General features: G+C 67.3%; 12 protein-coding genes. 10 read left to right on the plus strand and 2 right to left on the minus strand.

Annotated features, from left to right (window positions below; genetic code table 11):
• The first annotated feature begins 1 nt into the window (after nucleotide 1).
• From mfd to LGM89_RS20415, 4 genes are all read left to right on the plus strand, one after another.
• Nucleotides 2-3,472 carry a transcription-repair coupling factor gene (mfd, locus tag LGM89_RS20400; protein WP_089495058.1) on the plus strand — a complete coding sequence of 1,157 codons (3,471 nt, stop codon included), beginning with the start codon at nucleotides 2-4 and terminating at the stop codon, nucleotides 3,470-3,472.
• Between the two features lie 105 nt (nucleotides 3,473-3,577).
• Complete coding sequence (gene argE, locus LGM89_RS20405) at nucleotides 3,578-4,798, plus strand: acetylornithine deacetylase (protein WP_226273752.1); 1,221 nt, start codon at nucleotides 3,578-3,580, stop codon at nucleotides 4,796-4,798.
• A 60-nt stretch (nucleotides 4,799-4,858) separates the two neighbouring features.
• The gene (locus LGM89_RS20410) at nucleotides 4,859-5,878 is read left to right on the plus strand and encodes a threonine/serine dehydratase (protein WP_089495060.1); all 1,020 of its coding nucleotides are present in this window, start codon (nucleotides 4,859-4,861) and stop codon (nucleotides 5,876-5,878) included.
• Nucleotides 5,879-6,023: 145 nt separating this feature from the next.
• Complete coding sequence (locus tag LGM89_RS20415; RefSeq protein WP_226273753.1) at nucleotides 6,024-6,455, plus strand: DUF3574 domain-containing protein; 432 nt, start codon at nucleotides 6,024-6,026, stop codon at nucleotides 6,453-6,455.
• An 87-nt stretch (nucleotides 6,456-6,542) separates the two neighbouring features.
• Here LGM89_RS20415 and LGM89_RS20420 read toward each other — a convergent pair whose 3' ends face one another.
• The gene (locus tag LGM89_RS20420) at nucleotides 6,543-9,059 is read right to left on the minus strand and encodes a penicillin-binding protein 1A (RefSeq protein ID WP_226273754.1); all 2,517 of its coding nucleotides are present in this window, start codon (nucleotides 9,057-9,059) and stop codon (nucleotides 6,543-6,545) included.
• Between the two features lie 444 nt (nucleotides 9,060-9,503).
• Between LGM89_RS20420 and LGM89_RS20425 the strand changes: the two genes are divergently transcribed.
• From LGM89_RS20425 to LGM89_RS20440, 4 genes are all read left to right on the plus strand, one after another.
• Nucleotides 9,504-10,184, plus strand: coding sequence for a PspA/IM30 family protein (locus tag LGM89_RS20425; RefSeq protein WP_226273755.1), 681 nt, complete (start codon nucleotides 9,504-9,506; stop codon nucleotides 10,182-10,184).
• An 88-nt stretch (nucleotides 10,185-10,272) separates the two neighbouring features.
• The gene (locus LGM89_RS20430; RefSeq protein ID WP_226273756.1) at nucleotides 10,273-11,439 is read left to right on the plus strand and encodes a tetratricopeptide repeat protein; all 1,167 of its coding nucleotides are present in this window, start codon (nucleotides 10,273-10,275) and stop codon (nucleotides 11,437-11,439) included.
• A 232-nt stretch (nucleotides 11,440-11,671) separates the two neighbouring features.
• The gene (mscL, locus tag LGM89_RS20435) at nucleotides 11,672-12,103 is read left to right on the plus strand and encodes a large conductance mechanosensitive channel protein MscL (RefSeq protein WP_006487991.1); all 432 of its coding nucleotides are present in this window, start codon (nucleotides 11,672-11,674) and stop codon (nucleotides 12,101-12,103) included.
• A 333-nt stretch (nucleotides 12,104-12,436) separates the two neighbouring features.
• Nucleotides 12,437-12,883: a hypothetical protein gene (locus LGM89_RS20440; RefSeq protein WP_027784713.1), complete on the plus strand. Its 447-nt coding sequence runs from the start codon at nucleotides 12,437-12,439 to the stop codon at nucleotides 12,881-12,883.
• A 66-nt stretch (nucleotides 12,884-12,949) separates the two neighbouring features.
• On the opposite strand, the gene LGM89_RS20445 is transcribed toward LGM89_RS20440, so the two are convergent.
• Nucleotides 12,950-13,843, minus strand: a complete 894-nt coding sequence (locus tag LGM89_RS20445; protein ID WP_226273757.1) for an NAD(P)-dependent oxidoreductase — start codon at nucleotides 13,841-13,843, stop codon at nucleotides 12,950-12,952.
• A gap of 135 nt (nucleotides 13,844-13,978) precedes the next feature.
• On the opposite strand from LGM89_RS20445, the gene LGM89_RS20450 reads away from it, so the two are divergent.
• Nucleotides 13,979-14,188 (plus strand): dodecin, encoded by a 210-nt coding sequence (locus tag LGM89_RS20450; RefSeq protein WP_089495065.1) that lies wholly within the window; start codon nucleotides 13,979-13,981, stop codon nucleotides 14,186-14,188.
• A 220-nt stretch (nucleotides 14,189-14,408) separates the two neighbouring features.
• A complete protein-coding gene (locus LGM89_RS20455; RefSeq protein ID WP_006762467.1) occupies nucleotides 14,409-15,338 on the plus strand; it encodes a LysR substrate-binding domain-containing protein in 930 nt (309 codons plus the stop codon).
• The last annotated feature ends 59 nt before the right edge of the window (nucleotides 15,339-15,397 follow it).

Raw genomic sequence — 15,397 nt, forward strand, 5'->3', positions numbered from 1 at the left:
TATGCCAGATAACGCTTCCACCCCGTCCGCCTCGCCCGTTGCCCGCGTCAAGCCCGGCCAGCGCTTCGCCTTCGACGGCGCGCATGGTTCCGCCGACGCGCTCGCCATCGCCCGTTATCTCGCCGACAACCGCCAGGACGTGCCGCTCCTCGCGGTGATCTGCGCGAACGCGGTCGACGCGCAGCGGCTCTCGCAGGAAATCCGCTACTTCTCGCCCGACGCGCGCGTGCGCCTGCTGCCGGACTGGGAAACGCTGCCGTACGACACGTTCTCGCCGCACCAGGATCTCGTGTCCGAGCGTCTGGCGACGCTGCACGACCTCGGCGAGGGCCGCTGCGACATCCTGCTCGTGCCCGCGACCACCGCGCTGTACCGGATGCCGCCCGCGTCGTTCATGGCCGCGTACACGTTCGCATTCGCGCAGGGCGAGCGGCTCGACGAGGCGAAGCTGAAGGCGCAGCTCACGCTGGCCGGCTACGAGCACGTGAGCCAGGTCGTGCGGCCCGGCGAATACTGCGTGCGCGGCTCGCTGATCGACCTGTACCCGATGGGCTCGCCGCTGCCGTACCGGATCGACCTGTTCGACGACCAGGTCGACTCGATCCGCGCGTTCGATCCGGACACGCAGCGCAGCCTGTATCCGGTGCGCGACGTGCGCCTCCTGCCCGGCCGCGAGTTTCCGTTCGACGAAGCCGCGCGCACGGCCTTCCGCAGCCGCTGGCGCGAAACCTTCGAAGGCGACCCGAGCCGCGCGCCGATCTACAAGGACATCGGCAACGGCGTGCCGTCGGCCGGCATCGAGTACTACCTGCCGCTGTTCTTCGACGAAACCGCCACGCTGTTCCACTACCTGCCGCAGGATGCGCACCTCGTGTTCACCGGCGATCTCGAGGCGTCGATCCGCCGCTTCACGGCCGACACGAAGCAGCGCCACGCGTTCCTCGCGCACGATCGCGAGCGGCCGATCCTCGAGCCGCAGCGCCTGTTCCTGTCCGACGAGGATTTCTTCGCGTTCGCGAAGCCGTTCGCCCGCGTCGTGCTGCCCGCGCAGCCGGCCGGCGGCTGGGCGACCGCGCTGCCCGAGCTGACCGTCGACCGCCATGCCGACGATCCGCTCGCGTCGCTGCGTACCTTCGTCGAATCGTCGGGCAAGCGCGTGCTGCTGACCGTCGAATCGGCCGGCCGCCGCGAGACGATCCTGCAACTGCTCGCCGAACACCATCTGCGCCCCGCGTCGAACGACCACTTCGCCGGCTGGCTCGAGAGCGACGCACGCTTCGCGCTCGGCGTCGCGCCGCTCTCGAACGGCTTCGCGGTGCCGGGCGAAGGCTACGCGGTCGTCACCGAAACCGAGCTGTACGGCGCGCTCGGCCGCCGCGCGGGCCGCCGCCGGCAGGAACAGGCGAGCAACGTCGACGCGATGGTGCGCGACCTGTCGGAGCTGAAAGTCGGCGACCCGGTCGTCCACGCGCAGCACGGCATCGGCCGCTACATGGGCCTCGTGTCGATGGATCTCGGCGAAGGCGAAACCGAATTCCTGCATCTCGAATATTCGGGCGACAGCAAGCTCTACGTGCCCGTCGCGCAATTGCACGTGATTTCGCGCTACAGCGGCGCCGATCCCGACAGCGCGCCGCTGCACGCGCTCGGCTCCGGCCAGTGGGAGCGCGCGAAGCGCAAGGCCGCGCAGCAGATCCGCGATACCGCAGCCGAGCTGCTGAACCTCTACGCGCGCCGCGCGGCCCGCGAAGGCCATGCGTTCTCGCTCGATCCGCGCGACTACGTGAAGTTCGCCGAAAGCTTCGGCTTCGAGGAAACGCCCGACCAGGCGGCCGCCATTGCCGCCGTGATCGGCGACATGACGAGCGGCAAGCCGATGGACCGCCTCGTGTGCGGCGACGTCGGCTTCGGCAAGACCGAGGTGGCGCTGCGCGCCGCGTTCATCGCGGTGCTGGGCGGCAAGCAGGTCGCGCTGCTGTCGCCGACCACGCTGCTCGCCGAGCAGCACACGCAGACCTTCGCCGACCGCTTCGCGGACTGGCCGGTGCGGATCGTCGAGCTGTCGCGCTTCAAGACCACGAAGGAAGTCAACGCCGCGATCGCGCAGATCAACGAAGGCAGCGTCGACATCGTGATCGGCACGCACAAGCTGCTGTCGTCGGACGTGCAGTTCAAGCGCCTCGGCCTCGTGATCATCGACGAGGAACACCGCTTCGGCGTGCGCCAGAAGGAAGCGCTGAAAGCGCTGCGCGCGGAAGTCGACGTGCTGACGCTCACCGCGACGCCGATCCCGCGCACGCTCGGGATGGCGCTCGAAGGGCTGCGCGATTTCTCGGTCATCGCCACCGCGCCGCAGAAGCGGCTCGCGATCAAGACCTTCGTGCGCCGCGAGGAGGAAAGCGTGATCCGCGAGGCGATGCTGCGCGAACTGAAGCGCGGCGGCCAGGTGTACTTCCTGCACAACGAGGTCGAGACGATCGAGAACCGCAAGGCGATGCTCGAGGCGCTCGTGCCCGAGGCACGCATCGTGATCGCGCACGGCCAGATGCACGAGCGCGAGCTCGAACGGGTGATGCGCGATTTCGTCGCGCAGCGCGCGAACGTGCTGCTGTGCACGACCATCATCGAGACCGGCATCGACGTGCCGAGCGCGAACACGATCATCATGCATCGCGCGGACAAGTTCGGCCTCGCGCAGCTTCACCAGCTGCGCGGCCGCGTCGGCCGCTCGCACCACCAGGCGTATGCGTACCTGCTGGTCCACGATCCGCAGGCGCTGACCAAGCAGGCGCAGCGCCGGCTGGAAGCGATCCAGCAGATGGAGGAACTCGGCTCGGGCTTCTATCTCGCGATGCACGACCTCGAGATCCGCGGCACCGGCGAAGTGCTCGGCGACAAGCAGTCCGGCGAAATCCACGAGATCGGCTTCCAGCTCTATACGGACATGCTGAACGACGCGGTGAAGGCGCTGAAGAACGGCAAGGAGCCCGACCTCACCGCCCCGCTCGCCGCGACGACGGAAATCAACCTGCATGCGCCGGCGATCCTGCCGGCCGATTACTGCGCGGACGTGCAGGAGCGGCTGTCGCTGTACAAGCGTCTCGCGAACTGCGAGCACGGCGACGCGATCGACGGCATCCAGGAAGAGCTGATCGACCGCTTCGGCAAGCTGCCGCCGCAAGCGCACGCGCTCGTCGAGACGCACCGGCTGCGGATCGCCGCGAAGCCGCTCGGCATCGTGAAGATCGACGCGAGCGAGGTGGCGATCGGGCTGCAGTTCGAGCCGAATCCGCCGATCGATCCGATGCGGATCATCGAGATGGTGCAGAAGCACCGGCACATCAAGCTCGCGGGCCAGGACAAGCTGCGCATCGAGACGCGCTCGCCCGATCTCGCGATCCGCGTGTCGACGATCAAGGAAACGCTGCGCGCGCTCGGACCCAAGCAGGGAGCGGCTGCCGCGGTGCGCTGATGCGCTGGCGGCAGATGCAGCGTTGCTGCACCGCACTGCGCTCGATGCGGGCGGGCCGTCGCGTTTTTGAGTATGATTTTCCCATTCATCAGACGGAGTTTTGCCATGTCCACTCTCGACGCGACAGCGCCGTCCGCCGCACCCCAGGGCGACGCGTCGCTCGTCAGCCTGCCCTGGATCAAGCAACTGGTGTCGATGGACACGACGAGCCGCGTGCCGAACCTCGGCCTGATCGAAACGGTGCGTGACGCGCTCGCCGCGAAAGGCATCGCATCGACGATCACGCACGATCCGCGTGAAGGCTGGGCGAACCTGTTCGCCACCGTGCCCGCACACGACGGCTCGACGAACGGCGGCATCGTGCTGTCGGGGCATACCGACGTCGTGCCGGTCGACGGCCAGCAATGGGACAGCAACCCGTTCGCGCCGGAAATCCGCGACGGCCGCCTGTACGGCCGCGGCACCTGCGACATGAAGGGCTTCATCGGCGCCGCGCTCGCGCTGCTGCCCGAGATGCAGGCGACGAAGCTCGCGAAGCCGATCCATTTCGCGCTGTCCTACGACGAGGAAATCGGCTGCGCCGGCGCGCCGCTGATGATTGCGGATCTGGTCAAGCGCGGCGTGCGGCCGTCCGGCTGCATCGTCGGCGAGCCGACCAGCATGCGGCCGATCATCGCGCACAAGGGCATCAACGCGTACCGCTGCTGCGTGCGCGGCCACGCGGCGCATTCGTCGCTGACGCCGAAGGGGCTGAACGCGATCGAGTATGCGGCGCGCCTCATCTGCCATATCCGCGACATCGCCGAGCGCTTTCGCGCCGAAGGCCCGTTCGACGAACTGTACGACGTGCCGTTCACGACCGCGCAGACGAGCACGATCCAGGGCGGCAACGCGATCAACACGGTGCCGGCCGAATGCCGGTTCGACTTCGAGTTCCGCAACCTGCCGACGCTCGATCCCGAGCAGATCTTCACGCGCATCGAAGCGTATGCACGGGAAACACTGCTGCCGCAGATGCTGCGCGAGCATCCGAATGCCGCGATCGAATTCTCGAAGATCGCCGCGGCGCCCGGCCTCGACGCCACCGAACAGGCCGCGATCACGCAGCTCGTGCGCGCGCTGACGGCGGACCAGGACAAGCGCAAGGTCGCGTACGGCACTGAAGCCGGTTTGTTCGAACGCGCGGGCATCCCGAGCGTCGTGTGCGGGCCCGGCAACATCGAGCAGGCGCACAAGCCGAACGAATATGTCGAGCTCGCGCAGCTCGCCGGCTGCGAACAGTTCCTGCGCAAGTTCATCCGCAGCATGTCGGTCGACGCGCACTGACTGCCCCCCGCCACGCCGGCCCGCGTGTGCGGGCCGGCCCACTTCGCCACCCGCCACGTCATGTCGACTGAACAACAGGGCGCCGCCCATACGACGATCGACGGCGAGCCGATCCCGACGCTCGACGAAATCGCCGCGCAGCATTTCGCGCTGTCGCCGTGGGTCGCGCGCACGCCCGTGTTCGAACGCGCCGACCTGCCATCGCTTGAAGGCACGCACGTCAACTTCAAGTTCGAGTTGCTGCAGGTCAGCGGCAGCTTCAAGGCGCGCGGCGCATTCACGCACCTGCTCGCGCTCGACGAGGCGCGCAGGAACGCCGGCGTCACGTGCGTGTCGGCCGGCAATCACGCGGCGGCCGTCGCGTACGCGGCGATGCGGCTCGGCAGCAGCGCCAAGGTCGTGATGTTCCATACCGCCAGCCCGTCGCGCATCGCGCAGTGCAAGCAGTACCGCGCGGAAGTCGTGCTGGCCGGCAGCGCATCGCAGGCATTCGACCTGGTCCGGCGGATCGAAGCCGAGGAAGGCCGCTTCTTCATCCATCCGTTCAACGGCTATCACACGATCCTCGGCACCGCGACGCTCGGCTACGAATGGGCGACCCAGACGCCCGACCTCGACGCGGTGATCGTGCCGATCGGCGGCGGCGGGCTCGCGGCCGGCATGGCGACCGCGCTGCGGCTCGCGAATCCGCGTGTGCACGTGTACGGCGTCGAACCGGAAGGCGCCGATGCGATGAGCCGCAGCTTCGCGGCAAATCACACGATCAAGATGAGCGCGATGCAGACGATCGCCGATTCGCTGATGGCGCCGCATACCGAGGAATACAGCTACCAGCTGTGCCGGCGCCACGTCGACCGCATCGTCACCGTGTCCGACGACGCGCTGCGGGCCGCGATGCTGTTCCTGTTCTCGCGGCTGAAACTGTCGGTCGAACCGGCGTGCGCGGCTGCGCTGGCCGCCCTGCTCGGCCCGCTGCGCGAAACGCTGCAGGGCAAGCGCGTCGGCGTGCTGCTATCGGGCACCAACACCGACCCCGCCACACTCGGCATGCATCTCGCGCACGCGACACTGCAGCACTAACCCCACATCGGGCACGCGTGGACGAACCTAGGGTTATCCCCAGATTATGTTGACAGCCCTGTTGATAACCCGCCGGACAAGCACGCAAGTGGTTGAGCGCGCAGCGTTTTGCGCGCGCGGAGGTCGATCGTCACGAAATGGGCAGATGCGGCCGCTGGCCGCCTGCGTCATGGCGGTCGCCCTGCTCGCCGGTTGCGCGGCAACGCCGTCGCCCGTCGTCGGCACGCCGTCGGCCTGCACGCAGCCGGGTGAAAACCGCATGCTGCAGGCCGACCTGCTGTTCGGGCGCGACGTCACGGGGCGCGGCCCCGTCACCGATGCGGAGCGCGCGGCATTCCTTGCCGACACGGTCACACCACGCTTCCCCGACGGCCTCACCTACTGGGACACACACGGCCAGTGGCGCGACCAGACAAGCGGCCGGATCACGCGCGAAGACAGCTTCGTGATCCGTATCATCGCCGACGATACGCCCGAGACACGTGCGCGACTTGCCGCGATCCGGCAAGCGTACATGCAGCGATTTCACCAGCAATCGGTCGGCATGACGGTCGTGCCGGCCTGCGCATCGTTCTGATTCACGCGTCTCCGTCTGCCTGCCGTTCGCACAAAAAAAACGGGCGCCCGAAGGCGCCCGTCGCATGCCGGAACCGCGGCGTGCCGCCTACTTGTTCTCGAACATGTCCATGATCTGCTGCTTCTCCTGCGGCGTGACGGGCGGCGGCGCAAGCCCGGCCGCGCCAGCCGAGCCGAGCGCATCGTTCGCGCTGATCGAATTCTCGGCCGGGTTGATGTCGACGTTGGCGACGAAGCCATTGCCCGGCGTGCGATCGGCGTAGTACAGCTCGCCGTCGATCGACGTCAGGCCGTCCGGCATCGGCATCTGCTGCTCGGGCACGCCGTTCAGCGCGGTGCGCATGTAGTTCACCCAGATCGGCAACGCGAGCTGCGCGCCGAACTCACGGCTGCCGAGGCTCTTCGGCTGGTCGAAGCCCATCCACGCGACCGCGACGAGCGATTGCTGGTAGCCGGCGAACCAGCCGTCCTTCGCGTCGTTCGTCGTACCCGTCTTGCCTTGCAGGTCGCTGCGGCCCAGTACGTTGGTGCCCGCGCCCGTGCCGGCCGTCGCGACCGAATGCAGCAGGCTGTTCATCACGTACGCATTGCGGCCTTCGATCGTACGCGGCGCCGTGCTGCCCGCGAGTACCGGCTGCGACTTCTGCAGCGCCTGGCCGCGTGCGTCGTCGACCTCGGCGATCAGGTACGGATCGACCTTGTAGCCGCCGTTCGCGAACACCGCATAGCCGGTCGCGAGCTGCAGCGGCGTCACGAGGCCCGCGCCGAGCGCCATCGGCAGGTAAGGCGGCGTCTTCGCGGGATCGAAGCCGAAGCGCTGCGTCACGTACTGCTGCGCATACTGCGTGCCGATCGATGCGAGGATCCGGATCGACACGAGGTTCTTCGAACGCTGCAGGCCGGTGCGCATCGTCATCGGGCCGTCCGGCTGGTCGTCGTCCTTCGGCTCCCAGGCGGTGCCGCCCGGGACGCTCGGCGGGAAGTACAGCGGCGCGTCGTTGATCATCGTCGCCGGCCCGAGCCCCTTGTCGAGCGACGCCGAGTAGATGAACGGCTTGAACGACGAGCCCGGCTGCCGCCAGGCCTGCGTCACGTGGTTGAACTTGCTCTTGTTGAAGTCGAAGCCGCCGACGAGCGAGCGGATCGCGCCATCCTGCGGCGCGATCGCGACGAGCGCGCCTTCGACCTGCGGCAGCTGCACGACCTGCCAACCCGTCTTGCCGTCCTTCAGCACGCGCACGACCGAGCCCGGCTTGATGCGCAGCGTGTCGTTCGCGCGGGGGCTGAGCGCGCCCGCCACGAAGCGCAGCCCGGCCGGGCCGATCGTCGTGGTCGCGCCGCCGACGAACTGCACCTCGACCGCGTTCGGCGATGCCGACAGCACGACCGCCGACTGCAGGTCGCCGTTGTCCGGGTGATCGGCGAGCGCGTCGTCGATCGCCTCGTCGCGGTCGTCGCCGGCCGCGGGCAGCTTGATCGACGCTTCCGGCCCGCGATAGCCGTGGCGGCGCTCGTAGTCGAGAATGCCGCGACGCACGGCCTGGTACGCGGCTTCCTGGTCGGACGAGTTGATTGTCGTCGTGACGGTCAGCCCACGCGTATAGGTTTCGTCCTTGTACTGCTGGTACATCATCTGCCGCACCATCTCGGCGACGTACTCGCCGTGCACCGCGTACTGGTTGCCCGGCGTGCGCACGTGGATCTCTTCCTTCACGGCCGCGTCGTACTGCGGCTGCGTGATGTAGCCGACCTCGAGCATGCGCTTCAGGATGTATTCCTGGCGCACCTTCGCGCGCTTCGGATTGACGACCGGGTTATACGCGGACGGCGCCTTCGGCAGCCCCGCGAGCATCGCCGCTTCCGCGAGCGTGATGTCCTTCAGGTCCTTGCCGAAATACACGCGCGCGGCGGCCGCGAAGCCGTACGAGCGCTGGCCGAGATAAATCTGGTTCATGTACAGCTCGAGAATCTGGTCCTTCGTCAGGGCCTTCTCGATCTTGTACGCGAGCAGCATCTCGTAGATCTTGCGCGTGTAGGTCTTCTCGCTCGACAGGAAGAAGTTGCGCGCGACCTGCATCGTGATCGTGCTCGCGCCCTGGCGCGCGCCGCCGTGCATCAGGTCGGCGACACCCGCGCGCAGGATGCCGACGAAGTCGACGCCGCCGTGTTCGTAGAAGCGGTAGTCCTCGATCGCGAGCACCGCCTTCTTCATCACGTCCGGAATGTCCTGGAAGCGCACGAGGCTGCGGCGCTCCTCGCCGAATTCGCCGATCAGCACGTGGTCGGCCGTGAACACGCGCAGCGGCACCTTCGGCTGATAGTTGGTCAGCGCATCGAGCGACGGCAGTTGCGGCGCCATCACGACCAGCGCGTAGCCGACGATCAGCGCGCCGACGATCGCCAGCGTCGCGATGAGGCCGGCGAACCACAGCATGACGCGCGAGCCGAACGAGCGGCCGCGCCCTCCGCCGCCGCTGCGCTGGGTGCGGCGGTCGTCGTCGCGATCGTCGTCATCGGGGTAATAGGCTCCGGACGGCGAACGGCGCAGCGTGTAGTGGGGTTCGTTCCTGTCGGAAGAAGAAGGCGGTCGTTTGATAATTGGCATGTCGGAATGGCGGGCGGTCGTGGCGCCCTCGGACGCATGCGGAAATGCAGGCGAATGAATCAGAGCGGATACAGCGTGATGCGGCTGTCACGTCGACAGACCCCGCCGCGCGGCGATCCGTTCCCGCGACGTGACAGCGCATTTTAATGAAATCGACCGGGTGCCTTCGCGATTTTTTGTAAAAATTCCCGCAATGCCGTGATTTAAGGAACGTATTGTCGGCATCCTCTGCCTATCATGGACACGCGATATCGCGCGCGCGCACCGGCTTTCTTTCAATCGCGAAAGGTTCGACATCCTGATGCGCAAGCCGCTTGAACTCGCGCGTTTAAGCCGTATTTAAGTGAACCGGTGGTGTAATATCCGCCGGCTCATGCGGGTCGGAACCGGCTCGCAACGGGCACTGCCGCTCTCACGCGGCGCCTTTCAACCACGGAGGATTTCATGTCGCTTTTCGACTCTGTTTCGCGCACGATCAAAGGCCTGCTGAACGATGCGGCCGATTCGGTACAGGATCCGTCGCGCGACGCACGGCAGATCGTGCGGGAGCTCGACGACAGCATCGGCCGTGCCGAGAATTCGCTGATCGAGATCGAGGCACAGGTCGCGACCCAGCGCAGCAAGCGCGATGCGGCCGACGACAAGGTGAAGAAGTACGAGGACGGCGCGAAGCGCGCGCTGCAGTCCGGTGACGAAGCGCTCGCCCGCGAGGCCCTCGCCGCACAGTCGAACGCGGAAGCCGAGCGTGACGCGCTCGCAGCCGAATTGACGACGCTCGAGCCGTCGGTCGACAAGCTGAAGGGGCAGATCGCCGACATGCGTCAGCGCCGCAACGACCTGAATGCACGCTCGAACATCCTGCAGGCCAAGCAGGAAATCGCGCAGGCGAAGGACGTCGCGGCCAGCGCCCTGGGCGGCATCGGCGGCAAGAACCTGTCCGAGGACTTCCAGAAGCTCGAGGACAAGGTCGCGCTGCAGAACGCCCGCTCGGACGCGCGCCTGAATTCGGCCGACACGTCGAGCGGCAACGCGCTCGACGACAAGCTCGCCGCGCTGAACAAGGGCCCGTCGGTCGAGGATCGCCTCGCCGCGCTGAAGAAGCAGCTCGACACGCCCGCGCAGTAACGGCCACTGCGGGCCACCGCGCCGCCGCCCGCCCCGGGCGCGGCGCGAACCGATCGTCAGGAGACGGGCGCCTGCGCCCGGTTCGACCATGAAGAAATCTCTCGCCGCACTCGGCCTCTCGCTGATGGTGCTGTCGTCCGCCGCGTTTGCGGTCCCGTCGCTCCAGCAGGTCGAGCAATCGATCGCGCAACGCAACTGGCAGCAAGCCGACACGCAGCTGTCGCAAGTCATCGACGCCCATCCGAACAACGCGCATGCGCGCTACCTGTACGCACAGGTGCTGGACCGCGAGGGCCGCGCGTCCGACGCACTCGAGCAGCTGCAGCGCGCGAAGACGCTCGATCCGCAACTCAAGTTCACCGACGCATCGCGCTTCGCGCAGACCGAGTCGCGCATCCGCGCCGACGCTGCGCGCGTGGGCGGCAACGTGCCTTCGGCCACGCAGGCCGGGACGCTGCAGCCGGGGCTCGCGCCCGCTGTCGCGCCGGCGGAAAAACACGGCCCGTCGACCGGCATGTGGATCGTCCTCGGGCTGATCGTCGCGGTGATCGCGCTGGTGCTGCGCTGGACGCTGAGGCGCGCACGCACGGCCGACGACAGCCGCGCCGACGAAGAACGCCGCACGCAGCTCAAGCGCGCCACCGACGTGCTGAACGACATCCGCCCGCTGAAACTCGACGCGAAGCTGTCGACGGCGCCCGGCGCCGCGGCGCTCACGGGCGAACTCGAGGCGATCGAGACCGATGCGCGCACGCTCGTCGAAACGCTGTCGAACGGCAAGAACCCGGTGCCGCCGTATCGCGTCGATGAACTCGAACAGCGTCATGCAAGCGTGAAGGCACGCGTCGAAGGCCGTCCCGACCCGGCCGCGCAACCCGCGGCACCGGCGAACGGCAGCGGCTCTGTGTATGCGCAGGAAGCCGACCGCATGACGGGCGCGCAAGGCCAGCCGTATCCTCAGCAGCCCTACCCGCAACAGCAACCGCCGGTGGTGATCCAGCAAGGCGGCGGCGGGTTCGGCGGCGGCATGGGCGGGTTGCTGACCGGCGTATTGCTCGGCGAGGCGATGTCCGGCGGTCGCGAGCGCGTGGTCGAACGCGACGTGATCGTCGACGGCGAGCGCCGCCGGCAGGAGAACGACCCGGGCTTCGACCTCGGCCGCGGCGACAGTTCGAACTGGAGCGACGGCAACGGCAGCGGCGGCGGCATGGATCTCGGCAGCAACGACGACGGCTGGACCGACGACAACACCTGAAGCTACGCAGCGCGTCGACGCCCCCGCGACGCGCTGCATTGCACGCCACGCTCCCCTGCAGGGCCGGCCGCGCCGACGCGCGGATTTGTCAATCATTTCAAGATGGACTACCGGCAATGGGGAGCGTTCGCTATCATGCGGCCATCGGCGTGCCACCGACCCTCATTCGACGCTCTGCATCCCTGCGCGTCGCGGCACGCCTCCCCTCGCCCCAAACAGGAGAAAGCCGCTCATGAGCATCATCAAGGAATTCAAGGAGTTCGCCGTCAAGGGCAACGTCATGGATCTCGCCGTCGGCGTGATCATCGGCGGCGCGTTCTCGAAGATCGTCGACTCGGTCGTGAAAGACCTCATCATGCCGGTCATCGGCGTGCTGACCGGCGGCCTGGATTTCTCGAACAAGTTCGTTCTGCTCGGCACCATCCCCCCGACGTTCAAGGGTAATCCCGATTCGTTCAAGGACCTGCAGGCCGCGGGTGTCGCCGCGTTCGGCTACGGCTCGTTCATCACGGTGGCAATCAATTTCGTCATCCTCGCGTTCATCATTTTCCTGATGGTGAAATTCATCAACAAGCTGCGCAAGCCGGAAGAAGCCGCACCGGCCGCGACGCCGGAAGATACGGTGCTGCTGCGCGAGATCCGCGATTCGCTGAAGCAGCGCTGATCGCCCAGCGCCCCGCCAGCCAGGCCCGCCCCGTGCGGGCCTTTTTATTGCGCGCGCGATGCACCGCCGCATGCGGCCTATCTCACTTTTTTGTGACGGGCGAATGCACGCGCGGGGAAAGCAGGTCTATGATGGAGACTAAACGACAGTACGGGCGCCAAGACGCTGGCTGTGTCGATCATGGCGAGCAGGTCGACGGGAGACATTGATCGTCGTACTGCACGAAGGCAGCATTTTCGTGTGCTATAAAGGATCGACATGCGGCGTACATAGCCGGGAGTGGGTCGCATGAAAGTGCCGCATTTCTTGCAATTGTTTTTGAGGCGAGTGTTTATGTCCTTCCCGAAAAAACGTCGGCGTGCCCAGCAGGATGGCCAGGAGTCATTCCTCGCGGTATTGCGCCACTCGAAACCGTTTGCCCAGCTCGACACCAAGATTGCCCGCGCCCGCGCGCAGGACGAACCCGTCCTGTACGCACATGTGCTGCCCGGTCTCGACGTGCTCCTGTGCAGCGTACGCGGCGCCCAGCCGCCTTATCCCGCCATCGCCGAGTTGCGCAAGCGCTGCATCGAATCGATCGCCAACGCGCTCGAGCAGCCGCTGGACGGCCTCGAGAACGGCGGATACTGGTATGAAGCAAACGGCTTCGGCTTCCTCGTGTTCGCGAGCCGTGCGCGTGCGCGCATCCTGCCCGAGTTTGGTGCAGGCACGAAAGCGAGCCTGCGCGGCGGGCTCGGTCGCCAGAACGCCGGCGACACGACACCACGCTCCCTCGGCTGATCACCCTGCCATTCGATGGGCCGGCTCCGGGCGGCCCATCTGTCATTCACGCGCCCCGCTTGCCCGTCACGACACCTGCTGACGCCCGTTGCCGGGTCGCACGATGTCGATGAATGCGGCGAAATCGGCACCGGCGAGCCCTTGCGCGGCGCCGAGCCGCAACACCTGCTGCACGGTGGCCGATACGGGCATCACGGCGCCCGTGTCGCGCGCCGCGTCGGCGATCGCATCGACGTCCTTCTGGAACGTGCCGAGCGCGCCGATCGGCGCATGACCGCCCGACGTCATGCGCGGCACGAACGTCTGCAGCAGCACCGAATCGGCCCAGCCGCCGGCCAGCGCTTCGGCGAGCCGCGCGGCATCGATGCCGCTCGCCTGCGCCAGACCGACGGCCTCGGCGATCGCGGTCACCGTCGCGGTGACGATCGCCTGGTTGCACAGCTTCGCCGTCTGTCCCGCGCCCGCGTCGCCCATGTGCGTGATCCGCGACGCGTAGGTATCGATCAGCGGCCGCACCGCGTCGAGATCGGCCGCGCGGCCGCCGGCCATCACCGCGAGCGTGCCGGCCTGCGCGCCGGGCACGCCGCCCGACACAGGCGCATCGACCCAGCCGACGCCGAGCGCCGCTGCACGCGCCGCGTAGTCACGCGTGGCGGCGGGCGCAATGCTCGAATGATCGACGATGCGCTGCAGGCGACGCGCACGCGCATCGCCGGACAGCAGGCCGTGCTCGCCGAACACGACATCGCCCACCGCGCGGCCGTCGAGCACGCACACGAATACCGTCTCGACGCGCTCCGCCAGTTCACGCGGCGTGCCGACCACCTGCGCGCCGTCCTCCACGAGCGCCTCGGCCTTGTCGCGCGAGCGATTCCACACGCTGACCCGATGCCCTGCCGCCAGCAAGTGCCGAATCATCGGCGCGCCCATCAATCCCGGTCCGCAAAATCCGACTTCCACGATGCTCCTCGTCTCCGATATGGGTTGAACTTGCTGCCCATCATACCTATCACTCAAGAAGCCGGGCACGCGCGGCGCCGCTTCGGGACCACGGCTTGCGCCGGCCATCCATACCGACATCCCAGGGAGCGCATCATGAGCGACCACGTGTACAAGATGATCGAGCTGACCGGCTCGTCGAAGCAATCGAGCGACGACGCCATCCGCAACGCGATCTCGAAAGCCGGCAAGACGCTGCACAACCTGCACTGGTTCGAGGTGACCGAAACGCGCGGGCACATCGAAGGCGATCAGGTCGTGCACTGGCAGGTCACGCTGAAGGTCGGCATGCGCATCGACGACTGACGCGCCCCCTGCATCACACGCCGCGCCGCTGACCGGATTCGTGCAACGCGCTTCCGCGCGGCGCCGCGCGCTTCACTTCGCCCCCGTTCGGGCCCCTTGTCGCGGCCCGGCCGGCGGGTACCTGCGGGTATCCATCTCTTGACGCTGATTTTCGTTCATATTAAAAACAATATACCCACCCCACCCCTCGATCAGCCCAGCCATATAAACCGGAGATAACATGAGTCAGCAACGCGAGGCGATCGACACGTACCTCTTGCGCGTCTTGCACACCTTGTTGATGGAGCGCAGCGTCACGCGCGCGGCCGTCAAACTGAACCAGTCGCAACCGGCGATCAGCGCCGCGCTGCGGCGCCTGCGCGACATCACCGGCGATCCGCTGCTGGTGCGCGGCAAATCCGGCATGGTGCCGACCGAATACGGGCTGCGCCTGCTCGAGCCCGTGCAGAACGCGCTGCGTGAAATCGAGCGCATCAAGTTCCAGCAGCACAATTTCGACCCGGCCACGTCGATCCGCTGCTACCGGATCGGCTGCCCCGACTACCTGAACGTGCTGTTCGTGCCGACCGTGGTCGAGCGCTTCCGCCAGGCCGCACCGAACGCGACGCTCGAGTTCCATTCGCTCGGCCCCGCGTTCGACTACGAGCTCGCGCTGGAAGACGGCAAGCTCGACATCGTCGTCGGCAACTGGCCCGAGCCGCCCGAGCAGCTGCACCTGTCGAACCTGTTCGTCGACGAAATCGTCTGCCTGATGAGCAATACGCACCCGTTCGCGAAGCGCGGCGGGCTCACGCTCGACCAGTACCTGAACGCCCCGCATCTCGCGCCGACGCCATACTCGGTCGGCCAGCGCGGCGCGATCGACGTGCACCTCGCGCGCGAACGGCTCAAGCGCCACGTGGTCGTCACGCTGCCGTACTTCAACCTCGCACCGTACGTGCTCGTGAAGTCCGACCTGATCTTCACGACGACGCGACTGTTCGCCGATCACTACGCGAAGTTCCTGCCGCTGTCGGTCGTGCCGGCGCCGCTCGACTTCCCGCCGATGCAGTACTACCAGCTGTGGCACGAGCGCTGCCATTACTCCGACGAAGTGCGCTGGCTGCGCAGCCTCGTCGCCGAAGCCACCCGCACGCTGATCGAAGCGTAACGGCGCGCACCGCCCGCGCCGTTTCGGCGCGGCGACAGCCGGCGGCCTGCCCCGGCGGC

The sequence above is a fragment of the Burkholderia sp. AU31624 genome, from assembly GCF_020420065.1.
Classification (GTDB): Bacteria; Pseudomonadota; Gammaproteobacteria; order Burkholderiales; family Burkholderiaceae; genus Burkholderia.

What these genes read in the sequence shown, in the direction of transcription:
- mfd (WP_089495058.1), top strand. Translation starts at nt 2, where the DNA reads ATGCCAGATAACGCTTCCACCCCGTCCGCCTCGCCCGTTGCCCGCGTC.
- argE (WP_226273752.1), top strand. Translation starts at nt 3,578, where the DNA reads ATGTCCACTCTCGACGCGACAGCGCCGTCCGCCGCACCCCAGGGCGAC.
- LGM89_RS20410 (WP_089495060.1), top strand. Translation starts at nt 4,859, where the DNA reads ATGTCGACTGAACAACAGGGCGCCGCCCATACGACGATCGACGGCGAG.
- LGM89_RS20415 (WP_226273753.1), top strand. Translation starts at nt 6,024, where the DNA reads ATGCGGCCGCTGGCCGCCTGCGTCATGGCGGTCGCCCTGCTCGCCGGT.
- LGM89_RS20420 (WP_226273754.1), bottom strand. Translation starts at nt 9,059, where the DNA reads ATGCCAATTATCAAACGACCGCCTTCTTCTTCCGACAGGAACGAACCC.
- LGM89_RS20425 (WP_226273755.1), top strand. Translation starts at nt 9,504, where the DNA reads ATGTCGCTTTTCGACTCTGTTTCGCGCACGATCAAAGGCCTGCTGAAC.
- LGM89_RS20430 (WP_226273756.1), top strand. Translation starts at nt 10,273, where the DNA reads ATGAAGAAATCTCTCGCCGCACTCGGCCTCTCGCTGATGGTGCTGTCG.
- mscL (WP_006487991.1), top strand. Translation starts at nt 11,672, where the DNA reads ATGAGCATCATCAAGGAATTCAAGGAGTTCGCCGTCAAGGGCAACGTC.
- LGM89_RS20440 (WP_027784713.1), top strand. Translation starts at nt 12,437, where the DNA reads ATGTCCTTCCCGAAAAAACGTCGGCGTGCCCAGCAGGATGGCCAGGAG.
- LGM89_RS20450 (WP_089495065.1), top strand. Translation starts at nt 13,979, where the DNA reads ATGAGCGACCACGTGTACAAGATGATCGAGCTGACCGGCTCGTCGAAG.
- LGM89_RS20455 (WP_006762467.1), top strand. Translation starts at nt 14,409, where the DNA reads ATGAGTCAGCAACGCGAGGCGATCGACACGTACCTCTTGCGCGTCTTG.